Source organism: Pseudomonas sp. 10S4, from assembly GCF_034344865.1.
Lineage (GTDB): Bacteria > Pseudomonadota > Gammaproteobacteria > Pseudomonadales > Pseudomonadaceae > Aquipseudomonas.
The window spans coordinates 6,142,973-6,159,912 of sequence record NZ_CP133774.1; the positions used below are offsets into that span (position 1 = coordinate 6,142,973).

Annotated in this window: 12 protein-coding genes and 6 pseudogenes; 10 read left to right on the top strand and 8 right to left on the bottom strand. The window is 60.4% G+C overall.

Annotated elements, in window-relative coordinates; translation table 11 throughout:
• Positions 1-67: 67 nt before the first annotated feature.
• Positions 68-403 (bottom strand): hypothetical protein, encoded by a 336-nt coding sequence (locus tag RHM58_RS28620; protein WP_201257077.1) that lies wholly within the window; start codon positions 401-403, stop codon positions 68-70.
• Between the two features lie 168 nt (positions 404-571).
• On the opposite strand from RHM58_RS28620, the pseudogene RHM58_RS28625 reads away from it, so the two are divergent.
• A pseudogene (locus RHM58_RS28625) lies at positions 572-1,256 on the top strand (response regulator transcription factor).
• Complete coding sequence (locus RHM58_RS28630) at positions 1,234-2,628, top strand: sensor histidine kinase (RefSeq protein WP_201257078.1); 1,395 nt, start codon at positions 1,234-1,236, stop codon at positions 2,626-2,628. The pseudogene RHM58_RS28625 and the gene RHM58_RS28630 overlap by 23 nt, the downstream one beginning before the upstream one ends.
• Positions 2,629-2,755: 127 nt before the next feature.
• Here RHM58_RS28630 and RHM58_RS28635 read toward each other — a convergent pair whose 3' ends face one another.
• Both RHM58_RS28635 and RHM58_RS28640 read right to left on the bottom strand, forming a co-directional pair.
• A complete protein-coding gene (locus RHM58_RS28635) occupies positions 2,756-3,166 on the bottom strand; it encodes an SRPBCC family protein (RefSeq protein WP_322268858.1) in 411 nt (136 codons plus the stop codon).
• 27 nt (positions 3,167-3,193) lie between these two features.
• Positions 3,194-3,259 (bottom strand): annotated as a pseudogene (locus RHM58_RS28640) (short-chain dehydrogenase/reductase SDR); the annotation flags it as partial.
• Here RHM58_RS28640 and RHM58_RS34200 point away from each other — a divergent pair.
• The 6 genes and pseudogenes from RHM58_RS34200 to RHM58_RS28665 form a co-directional block, all read left to right on the top strand.
• Positions 3,260-3,370 (top strand): annotated as a pseudogene (locus RHM58_RS34200) (LysR family transcriptional regulator); the annotation flags it as partial. It lies immediately after the preceding pseudogene.
• 472 nt (positions 3,371-3,842) lie between these two features.
• On the top strand, positions 3,843-4,139 hold the full coding sequence (locus RHM58_RS28645; RefSeq protein ID WP_322268859.1) for a hypothetical protein: 297 nt from the start codon (positions 3,843-3,845) through the stop codon (positions 4,137-4,139).
• A 272-nt stretch (positions 4,140-4,411) separates the two neighbouring features.
• Positions 4,412-7,135 (top strand): annotated as a pseudogene (gene mgtA, locus RHM58_RS28650) (magnesium-translocating P-type ATPase).
• A 188-nt stretch (positions 7,136-7,323) separates the two neighbouring features.
• Positions 7,324-8,973, top strand: coding sequence for a Na/Pi cotransporter family protein (locus tag RHM58_RS28655; RefSeq protein ID WP_322268860.1), 1,650 nt, complete (start codon positions 7,324-7,326; stop codon positions 8,971-8,973).
• Positions 8,961-9,313: pseudogene (locus tag RHM58_RS28660) on the top strand (SLOG family protein). The gene RHM58_RS28655 and the pseudogene RHM58_RS28660 overlap by 13 nt, the downstream one beginning before the upstream one ends.
• Before the next feature lie 37 nt (positions 9,314-9,350).
• A complete protein-coding gene (locus RHM58_RS28665) occupies positions 9,351-10,121 on the top strand; it encodes a hypothetical protein (protein WP_322268861.1) in 771 nt (256 codons plus the stop codon).
• 12 nt (positions 10,122-10,133) lie between these two features.
• Here RHM58_RS28665 and RHM58_RS28670 read toward each other — a convergent pair whose 3' ends face one another.
• Positions 10,134-11,048 (bottom strand): pyridoxal-phosphate dependent enzyme, encoded by a 915-nt coding sequence (locus tag RHM58_RS28670; RefSeq protein ID WP_201255605.1) that lies wholly within the window; start codon positions 11,046-11,048, stop codon positions 10,134-10,136.
• Between the two features lie 110 nt (positions 11,049-11,158).
• A pseudogene (locus RHM58_RS28675) lies at positions 11,159-11,951 on the bottom strand (SDR family NAD(P)-dependent oxidoreductase).
• 125 nt (positions 11,952-12,076) lie between these two features.
• Between RHM58_RS28675 and RHM58_RS28680 the strand changes: the two are divergent.
• Complete coding sequence (locus RHM58_RS28680) at positions 12,077-13,015, top strand: GlxA family transcriptional regulator (protein ID WP_322268862.1); 939 nt, start codon at positions 12,077-12,079, stop codon at positions 13,013-13,015.
• 268 nt (positions 13,016-13,283) lie between these two features.
• Positions 13,284-13,943: a methyltransferase family protein gene (locus tag RHM58_RS28685; protein WP_201255602.1), complete on the top strand. Its 660-nt coding sequence runs from the start codon at positions 13,284-13,286 to the stop codon at positions 13,941-13,943.
• A 119-nt stretch (positions 13,944-14,062) separates the two neighbouring features.
• On the opposite strand, the gene RHM58_RS28690 is transcribed toward RHM58_RS28685, so the two are convergent.
• The 3 genes from RHM58_RS28690 to RHM58_RS28700 all read right to left on the bottom strand — a co-directional run bounded on the left by RHM58_RS28690 (position 14,063) and on the right by RHM58_RS28700 (position 16,923).
• Positions 14,063-14,731 carry an HAD-IA family hydrolase gene (locus tag RHM58_RS28690; protein WP_201204492.1) on the bottom strand — a complete coding sequence of 223 codons (669 nt, stop codon included), beginning with the start codon at positions 14,729-14,731 and terminating at the stop codon, positions 14,063-14,065.
• A gap of 63 nt (positions 14,732-14,794) precedes the next feature.
• Positions 14,795-15,202 carry a response regulator gene (locus RHM58_RS28695; protein WP_322268863.1) on the bottom strand — a complete coding sequence of 136 codons (408 nt, stop codon included), beginning with the start codon at positions 15,200-15,202 and terminating at the stop codon, positions 14,795-14,797.
• Between the two features lie 113 nt (positions 15,203-15,315).
• Positions 15,316-16,923: a GMC family oxidoreductase gene (locus tag RHM58_RS28700; RefSeq protein ID WP_201255600.1), complete on the bottom strand. Its 1,608-nt coding sequence runs from the start codon at positions 16,921-16,923 to the stop codon at positions 15,316-15,318.
• Between the last annotated feature and the right edge of the window lie 17 nt (positions 16,924-16,940).

The following is a 16,940-nucleotide window of genomic DNA, read 5'->3' on the forward strand; positions in this document are numbered from 1 at the left end:
CAAGAGCTGGCAAATATCAGCGGGTTTTATGCATTGAGCTCAATGCGAGCATTTGAGGTTGAGCAGTCTACTTGCGCTTGTAGCTTTTATTACCGCTGGGCGTCAGGCAATACACACCGCCTCGGGGCCCCGTGCAAAAAGAACTGGTGCCGCACGCACAGCCATCGCTGCTTTGTAAAAACGACTCGGGCCGCGCCTGACGCGGGCTGCCATACAGGGCTGAGCAACTCTTTTTCGAGGCGCTGATGGAGCCGTCATTACACAAAAACAGATCGCCATCGCAGCGATCAATCCCGCCCTTCTTCCCTGAACATGGAGTATTGCCAGCCCAGGTGGCTGAGCTGGCAAAGGTTAGTAACAGCAGCAACATCGGCATCCAGCCACGGCGAATCAGCGTGCGCACAGTGAAACTCCTGTCAAAGTAATGGCCCGATGATATCAGCCTTCCAGGCAAATTAACGCTGCGCTTGCAAGGTTGTTGAAGCAACATGAAAGTTAATTTACTAAGCCGCGAGCATTTCTTGGCAAAATGCCCTCACTCTGTATTGAACCGATTAGCAGGCCCCGCCCTATGACTCGAATCTTGACCATCGAAGACGACGCCGTGACCGCCCGGGAAATTGTGGCGGAATTGAGCAACCACGGTCTGGAGGTGGACTGGGTCGACAATGGTCGTGAAGGCCTGGCACGAGCGGTCAGCGGTGACTACGACCTGATCACCCTCGACCGCATGCTGCCGGAGCTCGATGGCCTGGCAATTGTCACCACGCTGCGGACCATGGGCGTGGCTACGCCGATTCTGATGATCAGCGCCCTCTCCGACGTCGACGAACGCGTGCGAGGCCTGCGTGCCGGCGGCGACGATTACCTGACCAAACCCTTCGCCACCGATGAAATGGCGGCGCGAGTGGAAGTGTTGCTGCGCCGGCAAAACACGGTCAGCTCCCACGCGACTACGCTGCGGGTGTCGGATCTGGAACTGAACCTGATCAGCCACGAAGCCAGCCGCAATGGCGAATTGCTGACGCTGCTGCCTACCGAATACAAGCTGTTGGAGTTCCTGCATGCGCAACACCGGGCAGATTCTGTCGCGAATGATGATTTTCGAAGAAGTCTGGGGTTACCACTTCGACCCCGGCACCAACCTGATCGACGTGCACATCGGCCGTTTGCGCAAGAAGATCGACCCGCCCGGCAACGTCCCACTGATCCGGACTGTGCGAGGCTCGGGGTATGTCATTGCTGAACCCCTCTAAAGGCTGGCGCTCTTCCAGCAGCCGTTTGCTGGCGCTCTACAGTTCACTGTTCGTGGCCTGGAGCGGGATCCTCATGGGGGTTATGTACTACGAAGTCTCCGGCTATCTGGACAACCTCGCCAAGCATTCGCTGATGCAGCGCCAACACCTGTTTTCGCGCTTCCAGGGCGAACAACTGGTGGACGCCCTCGCCGCCAGCATGACCTTCGACATCCGCGGCATCGATGCCTATGGCCTGTTCGATGCCGAGCATCGCTACCTCAGCGGCGCCTTGCGCGAGATACCGTCGGATCTGCCGCTGGACGCCCGGATCCACATGCTCGCGGACTGCGCCGAGTCCGACGACCCGACCTTGCCCGAAGACAGCTGCGACGCCGTGGCGACCCCGACGCTGGACGGTCGCTGGCTAGTGCTGGTGCGCGACAACGGTTCGTTGTTTGCCGTGACCCGGATCATCCTCCGCGCGCTGTTCTGGGGGGTGTCCCTGACGATCCTGCCCGGCATCGCCGGCTGGCATTTGTTACGCCGCCGGCCGCTGCGGCGCATCCGCGCGATCCAGGCCAGTGCCGAAGCCATCGTCGCCGGCGACTTGACCCGCCGTTTGCCACTGTCCAACCGGCGCGACGAACTGGACATGCTCGCCGCCATCGTCAATGCCATGCTCGAGCGCATCGAGCGCCTGATGAACGAGGTCAAAGGCGTATGTGACAACATCGCCCATGACCTGCGTACCCCGCTGACCCGCCTGCGAGCGCAGTTGTACCGGATTCAGCAACAGGCCGACCAGAGCTCGCCCCTGGCGCAGCAACTGGATTCGGTAATGGCCGAGGCCGACACCTTGATGGCACGGTTTCGCGGCTTGCTGCGAATTTCCGAACTGGAGGATCGTCAGCGACGTTCAGGCTTTGTGCAGCTTGATCCAGTGCCTCTACTACAAGAGCTGCATGACTTTTATCTGCCGCTGGCGGAAGAAGGAGAACTGGTTTTTCAGCTGCAATTGCCAGCGTCCCTGCCTTCACTCAATGGCGATCGAGCGCTGTTGTTCGAGGCCATTGCGAACCTGTTGAGCAACTCGATCAAATTCACACCGCCGGGTGGCGAAGTGATTTTGCGTGGGGTTAATCAGGGTGGGCATACACGAATCGAAGTGCTCGATTCCGGGCCGGGCATTCCTCCGTCTGAACGTGAGGCGGTGTTCCAGCGGTTCTATCGGGCTGAGGGCGGCAATCAGCAGAGTGGATTTGGCTTGGGGCTATCGATCGTTGCGGCGATTGTCAGCCTGCACGGTTTCACCCTCGACGTCGGCACCAGCGACAGCGGCGGCGCGCGTTTGGCGCTGGATTGCCGGCAGAGTCTGATCCCCCAGAACTGACTGTAACAATGAAGCCCCCTGTGGGAGCGGGCTTGCTCGCGAATGCGGTGGGTCATTCAACACTGATGTTGACTGACATTACGCCTTCGCGAGCAAGCCCGCTCCCACAGGGTTTTGTGCTGGTGGCTCAGGCCGGGTAGTTAGCCCGCAACGCTTCGAGGCCGCCCTGGTAGATACCGTTGAACAGCGCTTCAACTTCTTCGTCGGTCACGCCTTTGGCGGTGAAACGCCCGGACCAGGTCACCCGAACGCCCTGCCCCTGGGCTTCGACGCGCAGAGTCGCCAGGTAATCGGTGGCAGGGAACGGTGCCTGCTCAATCGAATAGCTGTAGGTTTTACCGGCGTTATCGAACGCTTGCAGACGCTCAACCACCACCGCCCCATCCGCCGTTTGCAGACTGCGCACCCGCCCGCCTTCACTCAGCTCGCTTTTGGTAATGAACGGCAGCCAGTCCGGCAGCGAGTTGAAGCCGCCAATCAATTGCCAAACCTCATCGGGCGAAGCCGGAATATCGATAAACGCTGATGCAGTTGCCATGTGAAATGCTCTCTCTATAAATGAGGTTCAGATTGCCATGCTGTCGACGACACCGCCATCAACCCGCAACGCAGCGCCGGTAGTGGCGGAAGACGGGAGGTGCCGTGGATTTCCTTTACCACGCCGCTGTGGGCAGCGTGGCACCGGATCAATTTGCGAGCGTTGGTGGAGACGTTCCGGAAAGTCCTGACGGAGCCGGATTAAAAGTGTGGGAGCGGGCTTGCTCGCGAAGAGGGAGAATCAGTCGACATAGATATGACTGATACACCGCTATCGCGAGCAAACCCGCTCCCACAGGTTGTATGTACACCCGATATATATCGGCCGGGAGTTCATTAATCGTCATCTAACTGTCATTTACCTGAACCACTTCCAACTTCAACAATCGAATCCGAAGTTTTTCCATTCAATACGACATTAACCGGGTATTGGCGGTTGACTTCACCTACCTCCCTGAGTAAATTGCCCGGGCCGGTTTCACAGGCCTTTTTTCAACTCACAAAAGAATCCAATGGACACAGTATCTAGTCGCTGTCGGGTGACTGCGAATTCGCAGGCTCTGGCACACAACCCAGAACATGACGGGACTCGACTTTGCGGTCGGGTGAGCTGCGCTAGAGCTTGATGCTCCACCGTAACTTGCCTCGCCGGCGTCAGTCCGGTCCAGAGGTATGTTATGAACTTCAAATCCACTGTAATGCCCGGCGTACGCGCCTTTGCCTCGACCATGCGGGTCAAGCTCTGCCGTGAGCGTCTGGTCACGGCCCCGGCCCGCGCGCCGTTTTCCAGCCATTCCTCCCCTGCCAAGGCACACCCGCGTGCCAACTGGCGCGTCTGCCCGATGACGGGTCAGCTTCAGCAACGCTGGAGCATGGACGACAGTCAGGACCCACAGAGTCGGGGCATCGCTCGCCTGTTCCAACAGGCGAGCCTGATGCTCGGCCTGTACCTTGGGACGCGCACTTTCAATTGATCTGAAGGCACTTGAAAGGCCTTCCATTAACGTTTTCCTTATATAGGAATTCGGCAACTTCTTATTGCCTGTTAAATAGCGAGTCAGTTATGGACGAAGCCAGTAGACGGTTCGCTGCCCGTCACTTTCCAATAGACGGCCAGCGAACGTTAAACATAAAAACGCAACTATCAGAATCGATCGCTTATTTGCGGCTCGACATACGTGCGCTCGTCTTTAATTAGCTGAGGTGCCTGTGTGTCGTGCCGCAAGCCTGCGGCAGGAGCACAGCAATGACCCTTGTAAAAACCGCAAAGAAAACCACCCAGGGCGCCAGCAGCGACAACGCCAAGCTGTCGATGCGCGCCGCCCGGGAAGCGCAAAACGGCCTGGCCGTGACGCTGACCAACCTCAACGCCACCACCGACGGTTTGACCGAACTCGAAGCCCAGGGCCGCCTCGCCCGTGGCGGCTACAACGAAGTGGCCCACGACAAGCCGCCTCACGCCCTCCTCCAACTGCTCAAAGCCCTCAACAACCCCTTCATCTATGTGCTGCTGACGTTGGCCGGTATCAGTTTTTTCACCGACTACTGGCTGCCGATCAGCAACGGTGAAGCGGATGAAGCCGACCTGACCAAAGTCATCATTATCATGACCATGGTCAGCCTCAGCAGCCTGCTGCGCTTCTGGCAGGAATACCGCTCGGCCAAGTCCGCCGAAGCACTCAAGGCCATGGTCCGCACCACCGCCACCGTGCTGCGGCGCGAGCACAAGGACGGCAAATCGTTGCTGCGTGAAGTGCCAATGCGTGAACTGGTGACCGGTGACATCGTTCAGCTGTCGGCCGGCGACATGATCCCGGCCGCACATCCGCCTGATCGAATCCCGTGACCTGTTTATCAGCCAGGCGGTGCTGACCGGCGAAGCCTTGCCGGTCGAGAAGTACGACACCCTGGGCAACGTGGCGCAGAAGTCGGCCACCAGCACCGCGGCCGATCAGTCGAACCTGCTCGATCTGCCGAACATCTGCTTCATGGGCACCAACGTGGTCAGCGGCACCGCCAAGGCAGTGGTAGTGGCCACCGGTTCGCGGACTTACTTCGGCTCCCTGGCCAAAGCCATCGTCGGTTCGCGGGTGCAAACCGCGTTCGACCGTGGGGTGAACAGCGTTAGCTGGTTGCTGATCCGCTTCATGCTGGTGATGGTGCCGATCGTGTTCCTGCTCAACGGCTTCTCCAAAGGCGATTGGGGCGATGCGTTCCTGTTCGCTCTGGCCGTCGCAGTCGGTCTGACCCCGGAAATGCTGCCGATGATCGTCAGCGCCAACCTGGCCAAAGGTGCGATGGCCATGGCCAAGCGCAAAGTGGTGGTCAAACGCCTCAACGCGATCCAGAACTTCGGTTCGATGGACGTGATCTGCACCGACAAGACCGGCACCCTGACCCAGGACAAGATCATTCTCGAGCACCACGTCGACAGCCACGGCCGGCGCGACGACTCGATCCTCGAACTGGCGTGGCTCAACAGCCATCACCAAAGCGGCCTGAAAAACCTGATGGATCAGGCAGTCGTGCAGTTCGCCGATCGCAATCCGAAGTTCCGGGTACCGTTCGCCTACAGCAAGGTCGATGAATTGCCGTTCGACTTCGTCCGCCGACGCCTGTCGATCATCGTCAAGGACAGCCGCGACGATCACCTGATGGTGTGCAAAGGCGCGGTCGAGGAAATGCTCAGCATTGCCAGCCACATCAATGAAAACGGCGCAGGTGATCGCGCTGGATGCACAGCGCCGCAAAGACTTGCTGGCCCTGGCCAACGAGTACAACGAGGACGGCTTCCGCGTACTGGTAGTCGCCACCCGCGAGATCCCGAAAGCCCAGAGCAAAAACCAGTACAACACCGCCGATGAGCGCGACCTGGTGATACGCGGCTTCCTGACCTTCCTCGATCCGCCGAAGGAAACCGCCGGCCCGGCCATTGCTGCACTGCGCGACATGGGCGTCACCGTCAAGGTGCTGACCGGCGACAACGCCGTGGTCACCTGCAAGATCTGCCGCGAAGTCGGACTCGATCCGGGCACGCCGCTGCTCGGCCAGGACATCGAGCACATGGACGACACCACCCTCAAGCTGCGGGTCGAAGAACGTACGGTGTTTGCCAAGCTGACGCCGTTGCAAAAATCCCGGGTGCTCAAGGCCCTGCAATCGAACGGTCACACCGTGGGTTTCCTTGGTGACGGCATCAACGACGCCCCGGCGCTGCACGGAGCCGACATCGGGATCTCGGTGGACAGCGGCAACGGACATCGCCAAGGAATCGGCGGACATCATCCTCCTGGAAAAGAGCCTGATGGTGCTCGAAGAAGGCGTGCTCAAGGGCCGCGAAACCTTCGGCAATATCATGAAGTACCTGAACATGACCGCCAGTTCCAACTTCGGCAACGTGTTCTCGGTGCTGGTGGCCAGTGCGTTCATTCCGTTTATGCCGATGCTGGCGATCCACCTGCTGCTGCAAAACCTCATGTATGACATCTCTCAGCTGGCTTTGCCGTGGGACAAGATGGACAAGGAATACCTGCGCAAACCCCGCAAGTGGGACGCGAAGAACATCGGCCGTTTCATGCTGTGGATCGGGCCGACCTCGTCGATCTTCGACATCACCACGTTTGCCCTGATGTGGTACGTGTTCGCCGCCAACAGCGTGGAAATGCAGAGCCTGTTCCAGTCCGGCTGGTTCATCGAAGGGTTGCTGTCGCAAACGTTGGTGGTGCACATGCTGCGCACCCAGAAGATTCCGTTCTTCCAGAGCACCGCGGCATTGCCAGTGATCCTGGCGACCGGCGTGGTGATCGGCCTGGGCATCTACATCCCGTTCTCGCCGCTGGGGACGATGGTCGGCCTGGTGCCGTTGCCATGGGAATACTTCCCTTGGCTGGTGGGTACTTTGCTCAGCTACTGCGTGGTCGCGCAGACCATGAAAACCATCTACATCCGCCGCTTCAAGCAGTGGTTTTGAAGATATGAGGGGTCAAGCCCAAATGGATTGAACACCACCATCCATGTGGGAGCGGGCTTGCTCGCGAATGCGGTATGACATTCGGCAACGATATTGACTGACCCACCGCTTTCGCGAGCTAGCCCGCTCCCACAGGGTTGTGTGTTCGGGACTTCGATCAATGCAACACGAAATAAAGGAGAGTTCTCATGTCGGGAACGACTCTACTGATCAACCTCGCGGGCGCCATTGCACTGTTGCTGTGGGGCACGCACATGATTTCTTCGGCGCTGTTGCGCGGCTTCGGCACGCCATTGCGCCACTGGATGGGCCAGCACCTCAATAACCGCTGGCTGGCCTTGCTCGCGGGCATCGGCATCACCGGCGTTTTGCAAAGCAGCACCGCCGTCAGCCTGATGGCCACCTCGTTCACCGCCGCCGGCACGCTGGGCCTGGCCCCGGCGCTGGCGGTGATGCTCGGCGCCAACATTGGTTCGACCCTGGTGGTGCAACTGCTCAGCGCTGACATTTCGATCCTCACGCCCATCGTTTTGCTCACCGGCCTGATTGTCTTCCGGCTGCGCGATGACTCGCGTTTCGAAAGTGTCGGCTGTGCGCTGATCGGCCTGGGGCTGATGCTGATGGCCTTACACATGCTCGGTTCGACGCTGGCAGATGTTGAAAGCACGCCGGTGTTCCAACTGATCATGCAAAGCCTGGACGGCGACTTGCTAATCGCGCTGCTGGTGGCGCTGATTCTCACCTGGCTCTGCCATTCCAGCGTCGCCGTGGTGCTACTGATTGTGTCCCTGGCGGCGACCGGCATGCTTTCGGCGACCACCATAGTCGCCCTGGTGCTCGGGGTGAACATTGGCGGTGCGTTGCCGTCGGTGATCAACGCCAGCTCCAACGTCGGCCGACGCCTGCCACTGGGTAATCTGCTGGTGCGAGCGCTGGGTGCGGCTGTGGTGTTGCCGTTGGCCGGATGGCTGGCGTTGCTGGACCTTAATCCCCCAGCGTTGGTGGTTTACCTGCACACCGGCTTCAACCTGCTGCTGGCGCTGGCGTTCATCGGTTTTACCGAACCGCTGGCCAAACTGCTGACCCGGCTGCTGCCGGAGCCGGTGCGGGATGTCGATCCGGGCATGCCGCACTACCTCGATGAGGCCGGACTGGAAGTGGCCAACATCGGCCTGTCCAACGCCGCCCGGGAAGCGCTGCGCATCGCCGACATGCTCTCGGCCATGCTCGAACGCACGCTGCAGTTGTTCCATAGCTCAGCGCCGGTGTGTGCCGATCAGGTGCGCAACATCGATCAATCCCTGGACCTGCTCAGCGCGGCGATTCGCGCCTATCTGGCGGACATCGGCCAGGAAGGGATCAGCGACGGCGACGCCGATCGCTCCCAGGAAATCCTCACGTTCGTGATCAACCTCGAACATGCGGCGGACATTCTTTCCAGCAGCCTCACGCAGTTGGCGATGCGCCGCTTGCGTCGCGGCGAGCACTTCTCGGTGTTCGAACTGAGGAACATTGCACCCTTGCACGAGGCGCTGCTGGAAAGCCTGAGCCTGGCGATCACCGTGTTCCTGCGCGAAGACATTGTCACCGCGCACCAACTGATCCAGCGCAAGGAGACCGTCAGAAGGCTCGAAGCCACCGCCAGCCGCGAGCACTTCCGCAAATTGCAGGAGGACAAAAACACTTGGGCCGAATCCGGCGACATTTTCCAACGAGTGTTGCGCGATTACCGCCGGGTGCATCACCACATCGCAGCCCTCGCCTACCCGTTGCTGGAGCGGGCCGGTGAGCCGCTGAACGATGACGGCACCAAGGAAACCTCGCCATGCGCGTCCTGATTTGTGCGGGCCGCCATTACACCGACAGCCGCCAGTGCCGCCGCGTGCTCGACGCCTTCCAGCGTTTGCACTCGGTGCAGGTGCTGATCCATGGCGGCAATCAATACCTGGGCGCTGACATCGAGGAATGGGCCCGGGAGCACGGCGCCGACATCGTCGTTACCCGCCCAACTGGCAACGCCACGGCAAATTGGCCGAACGCCTGCGCAACCACTTCATGTTGCGCGACAGCCGCCCCGACGTGGTGATCGCCCTGCCCGGCGGCGAAGACACCGAAGAACTGGTCGCCCAAGCCCGGGCGGCCGGTTTGCAAACCTTAACGGTAGAGGATCGCGGCTAAGTCGCGCCTGCCAACACAACGTTTTGAGGTCACTCCTATGCAAAAGCCAACGCGTTTGTTCACCTCTTTAACCCGCAACCTGCCGCCCGCCCAGGGCCGGAGGCTACGACGCAATCTGCTGTTCGTCAGCTTCACACTGGGTGTGATTGCGCTGTTAAGCACCATCTCCAACGCTCGCGCCGCTGGCGGTTCGTATACCGTGGATGACGCCGGAATCAACGCCCCCGGCGAATGCAACATCGACGCCTGGTATCAGAACGGCCGGCACAGTTCATCCAGTAATAGCGTGGTGTCTCAGGACTGCACGTTCAAAGGCCTGCCCACTGTGCAACTCGGTGCCGCCGTGCAGTACAGCCGCGAGGATGGCACCGGGGAAACGCAACTGAGCCCGCAATTCAAGGCGCAATTGTTTTCCTGGAGCGAACTCGGACTTGAACTGGCGCTGGCCGGCTCGGCGCACGTTGCCGTCAACCGCGCGCATGCCTTTGACGGCGGCGACCTGAACCTGCCGCTGACCTACCAACCGCTGGAAACCCTGCGCCTGAATTTCAACGCTGGTTGGACGCACGCCTATGACGACGGCGAACAAAACCATCGCTGGACCTGGGGCACGGGCGTGGAATACGACCTCGCCCGCTCCCTGACCCTGATCGCCGAACGCTACGGCCAACGAGGCGGCGAACAGGCGTGGCAGGCCGGGCCACGGTTGCACATTGGCCAGCGGATCGATGTTGATCTGGTGCTGGGGCGAAGCCTGATCGGCGAGCGAGACCAGTGGCTGACCACGGGGGCGACGCTGCGGTTTTGAAGGCGCTTTGGTTCAATGGTGCCGCGCCCACCCTGCCACCAATTGCGCCGTAATACTGACCCCGCCACAGACAATGATCACCACGTCATGCGCCTCGGAAATCGCCGGGTGATCGAGGTACGCCACCGCCAGTGACACCCCGCAGGCCGGTTCGACCAACTGGCGCAGGTCACTGGCATAGCGGACCACACCCATGATCGCTTCGTCATCGCTGAGCACCACGCATTCGTGGGGAAAGTCGCGGATGTGCTCCACCGGCCAGGCCGCGACTTGGGTCGCACCGAGCGAGGTGGCAACCGTGTTGATCCGCGCCAGCCGGACCGGATGGCCAGCCTCGACCGCTGCGGCAAACGACGCTGCGCCCTGGGTTTCGCAGGCAACGATTCGGCAATCCATGCGGTTGTGGCGGATCAATCCGGTGAGAATCCCGGCCAGCAAACCACCGCCGCCCACCGACGTCACTACGACGTCGACCTCGGGGCAATCGTCGAGTATTTCATCGATCATCGTGCTGTGGCCTTCCCACAGCACCGGGTGATCGAAGGCCGGTACGTATTCGGTGCGCACGCCCCGGGCGAGTTCCTTGGCACGTTGATTGGCGTCGTCCCAGACTTTGCCGTGGACGATCACCTCGGCACCGGTTTTGCTGATCCGCATGCGGGTGCTTTCGGGGGTGGTGTTGGGGACGACGATGCAGGCTTTCAGGCCCAAGCGGGCGGCGGCGACGGCGGTAGCAAAACCGGCGTTGCCGCCGGATGGGCAGACTACTTTGCGCTTGCCCTGGGCGGCAGCCTGGCTGCACAAAAGCCCCATGCCGCGCAGTTTGAACGAGCCGCTGGGTTGCAGGTTTTCCAGTTTGAGCCAGATTCGCCGGGTTGGCGTGGACAGGCCCGGATGCAGAATCAGCGGGGTTCGGATGTGCAGCATTGCGGGGTTCCTTGTGGCGCCCCGGTTCAGTCGAAATGCGTCAACAAGCCGGGGCAACGGATGAACGTTGCTTATCCAAGCTTAGTCCACCCTGCCCCGCACCTGTCGTTTCAACGATAACGCGGTGCCGCCGTGGAGTGGCCGAACAGCCCGGACAGCGTTTGCCGCTGGGCCTCGTAGGCGTCCCATTTTTCGCCTTCGTGCAAGCTTGGAATGGTCACCACTTCACCCTTCGCCAGCCCGGCGAGCGCGGCATCAACCATGTCCTGCGCCGACATCACGATTTCCTGCGGCAGGTTTTCCACCGGGTTGCCGGCCTCGCTCCAGAAATCGGTGGCGGTGGCGCCGGGCAGTACGACCTGGATGCGGATGCCCTTGTCGGCCAGTTCATGGTGCATGGATTGGCTGAGGCCGAGCACAAAGGCCTTGGTCCCGCCGTACACGCCGTTGAGGATTGTCCGGGCCGATGGCGACGATTGAGGAAATATTGATCACGGTCCCGGCGCCTCGGGCGACAAAACCCGGCACCGCGGCGTAGGCCAGACGCATCAGCGCAGTGACGTTGAGGGTGATCATGTCTTCCATGTCGTCCACCGGGCTGCCAAGCAGCGGCATGACCCCGCCAACCCCGGCGTTGTTGACCAGCAAGGTGATGCTGGCATCGGTGCGCAGGATGGTTTCGACCCGCAACAGGTCGGCCTTGTCTTTCAGGTCGGCGGCGACCACTTCCACGGCGCGGCCGGTTTCGTTGCTCAGGTGGTTGGCCAGGGTGTTCAATTTGCTTTGGCTACGGGCGACCAGAATCAGGTCATAGCCTTGCCGGGCGAGTCGATCGGCGTAGACCGCGCCGATGCCGGAAGAGGCGCCAGTGATCAGGGCGGTACCTTTGGATGAGAGTGCCATTTCAGATGTCCTTCACAGTGAGGCGAGAAGTTCGCCGGGTGTGAACCGTTATAAATGGGCTGACGCTCGTCTCAAATGACGTTTAAAGTACGTTTTTAGGACATGAGCTTTTTGAGGGCGTAGCGATGACTTCCGTGGCGTTTGTGGTATTCGAGGGGTTCCAGTCGATGGCGCTGGCAGCGATGCCGGTGTTCGAGTATGCCAACTTCAGTGCCGGCGAAGCGCTGTATGAAGTCAGCGTGTTGTCAGAGGATGGCCGCACGTTGCGCGCTTCTGGCGGATTGAGCGTCGGCACCGAGGCGTTCGATGCGCGGGTGTTCGACACGGTGGTCGTGGTCGGTGGCGACTCCATCATCGAACAGGCGCCCGAGGCGGTGCTGACGTACTTGCGCGGCAGCGTGAACACCGCACGACGCACCGCTTCGATCTGTTCCGGGGCGTTTGTATTGGCCCAGGCCGGGTTGCTTGACGGTCGGCGCGCCACCACCCATTGGGCGTATGCCCGGGAATTGCAGGCGCGGTTTCCGTCGATCAAGGTTGAGGAAGACCGGATATTCGTGGTCGACGGTTCGATCTGGACCTCGGCGGGCATGACCGCCGGCATCGACCTGGCGCTGGCGATGGTCGAAAAGGACCACGGCGCCGAACTGGCCCGGGCCGTGGCGCAGAAACTGGTGATGTACCACCGTCGCGCGGGCGGTCAGTCGCAGCATTCGGCGCTGCTGGAACTGGAGCCAAAATCCGACCGCATCCAGACCGTGCTTGGCTACGCCCGGGAACACCTGACGTCGGCGTTGTCAGTGGAGCAATTGGCGGACGTGGCGCGGCTTAGCCCACGGCAGTTCAGTCGGGCGTTTCGTGCGGAAACCGGGCAGTCGCCGGCCAAGGCAATCGAGAATCTACGCCTGGAAGCGGCGCGGCAGATGCTGGAACGGGGGCGGCTGACGTTGGATCAGATTGCTGAAGAGACTGGGTTCAGCGATCGGCGTCGGATGCGCGAAGCCTTCCTTCGCGCATTCGGCCAACCGCCGCAGGTTATCCGGCGTAATGCCCGATCGGCCTGACAACACGACTCAATTTCAAACCTGACACCGCCCCTGTGGCGACGGAGCTTGCTCCCGTTGGACTGCGCAGCAGTCCCCTTCTTTTCAGGATAGAGCGGGGGCCGCTTCGCAGCCCAGCGGGAGCAAGCTCCCTCGCCACAAAAGCCCATTCTCCACAAAAGCTCCTTCATTAGTTTTTGGCGACTTCAAGGTTGCTACAGAAGCAAGATCAAAGGATCGCTGCCTTCGGCAGCTCCTACACTGAGGTGTATGACCTGTGGAGGTAGCCATGAAAATCTCGCCCACTCTGGCGTTTTTCGCCGTTGTTTCTACTCTCGCCTACATTGGCCTCGCGGTGTGGGGGTTGGGCGGGTTTGCGGCGTACTTTTCTCATGGGTCGCTGGTGGTGATTGCGTTGGCGACACTGGTGATGGCCATTGCGTCGCTGTTTACCGAGGTCAATTTGAGTTCGGGCGAACGGGAGGATCGGGCCAATCGCTGGGTAATCTGGGCGTTCGGGGTCATCGGCGTGGTGAGCGGGTTTGTGCCGGCCTACACCGACCGCATCGACTTCTGGACCTTTGGTGGCGAGGGCGTGCGCTGGCTCGGTGCGCTGCTGTTCATCCTTGGCGGCGCGCTGCGGCTGTGGCCGGTGTTTGTGCTGGGCAAGCGTTTCAGCGGATTGGTGGCGATTCAGCCGGGACACACCCTGGTGACCGACGGCATCTACCGAAATTTGCGCAACCCCAGTTATCTGGGGCTGATGGTCATTGCCATTGGTTGGGCACTGGCGTTTCGCTCGGGGGTTGGCCTGTTGCTGGCGGCGTTGACGCTGATCCCGCTGATCGCACGGATTAACGCCGAAGAGGCGCTGCTGCGAGCGCAGTTTGGTTGGGAATATGAGGTTTATTGCGGCAGGAGTTGGCGGCTGATTCCCGGAGTTTACTGACCAGCATTAATCACTGTGGGAGCGGGCTTGCTCGCGAAAGCGGTGGGTCAGCCAATATTGATATCGACTGACATTACGCCTTCGCGAGCAAGCCCGCTCCCACAGGGGATTGGGGTGGATCAGGAAGAATGCAGTTGGATCCGGCCATCGGCGTTCGTACGGACCTCGACTGAGGTGTAGTCAGCCAATGTTGCATGCGGGGTCTCGATCGGGTGGTCGTGGGTCGACGTGATGATGACCAGGTCAGAACCGGCAGCTTCGGCCGCTTGTATCCCGACCGTGGCATCTTCAAAAATCAGGCATTCAGTCACCTCAACACCCAACCGCTGAGCCGCCAGTCGATAGCCAGCCGGATCAGGCTTTCCGGCCTTCACGTCTTCAGCCGTGACCATCACACCCGGCTCAGGAATCCCCGCCGCCGCCATCCTCCGCAACGCCAACGCCCTCGGCGCCGAGGTGACAATCGCCCAGCGGTCGGCCGGCAGCGACTTCAGAAAATCCGCCGCACCCGCTACCTCGACAATCCCTTCCACATCCTCGATTTCCGCCTCGGTAATCCAGGCGGCTTCAGCCTCGGCATCCAGCCCCGGCAGAGCCTGACGATTAACGGTATCGATAGCGCGAGCGCCGTGGATGGTCGGCAGGAAGGTCTGGACATCAAGACCATGGCGCACGGCCCAGGTTGTCCAGATCCGCTCGGCGGCGGCGATGGAGTTGAGAACGGTGCCGTCCATGTCGAACAGAAAGGCGCGGTATGGCGTATCGAAAACGGATGTTTTAGCAGGCAAAAGACAGCTTCCTATCGCAAGGGCCGGGCGGGCAATGTAACACCACTGGTCGCCCACGAGCGCCTACAGGTGACGGTGTGACTTTAAGGCCCCGTCCACACAATCGAGCAACTGCCCCAGCGCCCAGGGCTTCTTGATGAACGCCACCTCATGCCGTACTCCGGCGCTTTGCGGGGTTTCGAAGCCGGACATAATCATGATCGGCTTGTCCGGCCAGCGATCACCGAACTCATTGGCCAGGTCCGCGCCGTTGCGCTTGCCGGGCATGGTGATGTCCGTCAGCAACAATTTGACCTCGCCCGCGTGCTGTTCCAGGAACTGCGCTGCCGCATCCGCGCTGGTGTGCGGCTGCACGACGAAGCCTTCTTCCTGAAGAATTTCGCACAGAAACTCCAGAATCAGCGGGTCATCCTCCACCACCAGAATCAAGCTGCCGGGAAGCGACTCGCCCGCCTTTGATATTGGATTCATGACCTGACCACTCCCTGATTGCACCCATAATTTCGCAGTTTAAATCCGCCACCTATCAGGTATGAGCAGCGGGGTTGGCGGAAATTCATTTTTGATACAGTCAGGTGAAGAAATCAGGCGTCCTGCAGGATCAGATCGGCGCCCTTCTCCGCCACCATCAGCACTGCGGCGTGGGTATTACCGCTCGTCACATTGGGGAAAATCGATGCATCGACGATGCGCAAACCACCGATCCCATGCACTTTAAGCCGCTTGTCGACCACCGATTTCTGTTCATCCGCACCCATCGCGCACGAGCCACACAGGTGATAGATCGAACCGCTGTTCTCGCGAAAATACTGCAACATCTGCTCGTCGCTTTCGACCACTGGCCCCGGCAAAACCTCTGCAACGGTGATGCCCTTGAGTGCCGGCGCCTGCATGATTTTGCGCATCAGCCGACTGCCCTGGATCACCTCGTCGATGTCCTTTTGCGTGCTCAGGTAATTGGGGTCGATCAGCGCTGCGTCCCGAGGGTTCTTCGACTTGATCTCGATATGCCCGCGGCTGGTGGGCCGGCACGGGTTGAAGCACAGCAGGAAGCCTGAATACGGTTCGGGCTTGAGGCTGGCCTTGTTGTTTTTCGGGATCTGGTACGACAGCGGGTTGAAGTACAACTGCAGGTTCGGATTGGCTTGGGCTTCATTGCCACGGAAGAAACCACCGGCCTGATTGACGCTCATCGCCAGCGCGCCCTTGCGGGTCAGCAGGTATTTAAGGCCGAGTTTGAACTGACCGAACAACGAGCTGAGCTGATCATTCAACGTCGGGATGTTGGCCTTGTAGTAATAGCTGGCGCACAGGTGATCCTGGAGGTTCTGCCCCACCGCCGGCAGGTGTTTGACCAGCGGGATCTGATGTTTGGCCAGCAGCGCCTGATCGGCGACACCGGACAATTGCAGAATCTTCGGCGTATCGACGGCACCGGCGCAGAGGATCACTTCTTTGCGTGCAGTAAAGGTGCGGACCACGCCGTGCTGAGTCACGGAAATACCGGTCGCACGCTCGTTATCGAACAACACCCGATCCACCAGGGCGTAATGCTCGACCGTCAGGTTCGGGCGGCTGAGTGCAGGGTGCAAATGCGCAAAACTACTGGAACTGCGCTGGCCGTCCTTGGTGTTGACGTCGTAGATGCCCGAGCCTTCGAATTTCGGCCCGTTGAAGTCATCACTGTGCGGATAGCCGAGTTCGTCGCAGCCCTTGAGGAACACATCGCAGATCGGATGGGTCTGGCCCTTCATCGGGGTGATGCTGATCGGGCCGCTGCCACCGTGGTATTCGCTGTCGCCCAGCGGATGATTTTCCAGTTTGCGGAAGTACGGCAGCACGTCCTTGAAACCCCAGCCGTCGTTGCCGTTGGCCGCCCAGTCGTCGAAGTCATGGGCCTGGCCACGGACGTAGACCATCGCGTTGATCGAGCCCGAACCGCCCTGCACCTTGCCGCGCGGGGCATAGATTTCCCGGTTGTTCAGCTGCTTTTGCGGTTGGCTGTAGTACATCCAGTTGAAGGTCGGGTTGTAATACATTTTGGCGAAGCCGACCGGGATCTTGAACCACAGGGAACTGTCCTTGCCGCCCGCCTCCAGCAGCAACACCGTGTATTTCCCCGAGGCCGAAAGCCGATTGGCGAGGATGCAGCCCGCGGCGCCTGCGCCAGCGATGATGTAGTCGTATGTCATGTAAGTCGTTGTCCAAA

Excerpts from the sequence above, each read along its gene's own strand:
- RHM58_RS28630 (WP_201257078.1), top strand. The coding sequence starts at position 1,234 with ATGTCATTGCTGAACCCCTCTAAAGGCTGGCGCTCTTCCAGCAGCCGT.
- RHM58_RS28635 (WP_322268858.1), bottom strand. The coding sequence starts at position 3,166 with ATGGCAACTGCATCAGCGTTTATCGATATTCCGGCTTCGCCCGATGAG.
- RHM58_RS28645 (WP_322268859.1), top strand. The coding sequence starts at position 3,843 with ATGAACTTCAAATCCACTGTAATGCCCGGCGTACGCGCCTTTGCCTCG.
- RHM58_RS28655 (WP_322268860.1), top strand. The coding sequence starts at position 7,324 with ATGTCGGGAACGACTCTACTGATCAACCTCGCGGGCGCCATTGCACTG.
- RHM58_RS28665 (WP_322268861.1), top strand. The coding sequence starts at position 9,351 with ATGCAAAAGCCAACGCGTTTGTTCACCTCTTTAACCCGCAACCTGCCG.
- RHM58_RS28670 (WP_201255605.1), bottom strand. The coding sequence starts at position 11,048 with ATGCTGCACATCCGAACCCCGCTGATTCTGCATCCGGGCCTGTCCACG.
- RHM58_RS28680 (WP_322268862.1), top strand. The coding sequence starts at position 12,077 with ATGACTTCCGTGGCGTTTGTGGTATTCGAGGGGTTCCAGTCGATGGCG.
- RHM58_RS28685 (WP_201255602.1), top strand. The coding sequence starts at position 13,284 with ATGAAAATCTCGCCCACTCTGGCGTTTTTCGCCGTTGTTTCTACTCTC.
- RHM58_RS28695 (WP_322268863.1), bottom strand. The coding sequence starts at position 15,202 with ATGAATCCAATATCAAAGGCGGGCGAGTCGCTTCCCGGCAGCTTGATT.
- RHM58_RS28700 (WP_201255600.1), bottom strand. The coding sequence starts at position 16,923 with ATGACATACGACTACATCATCGCTGGCGCAGGCGCCGCGGGCTGCATC.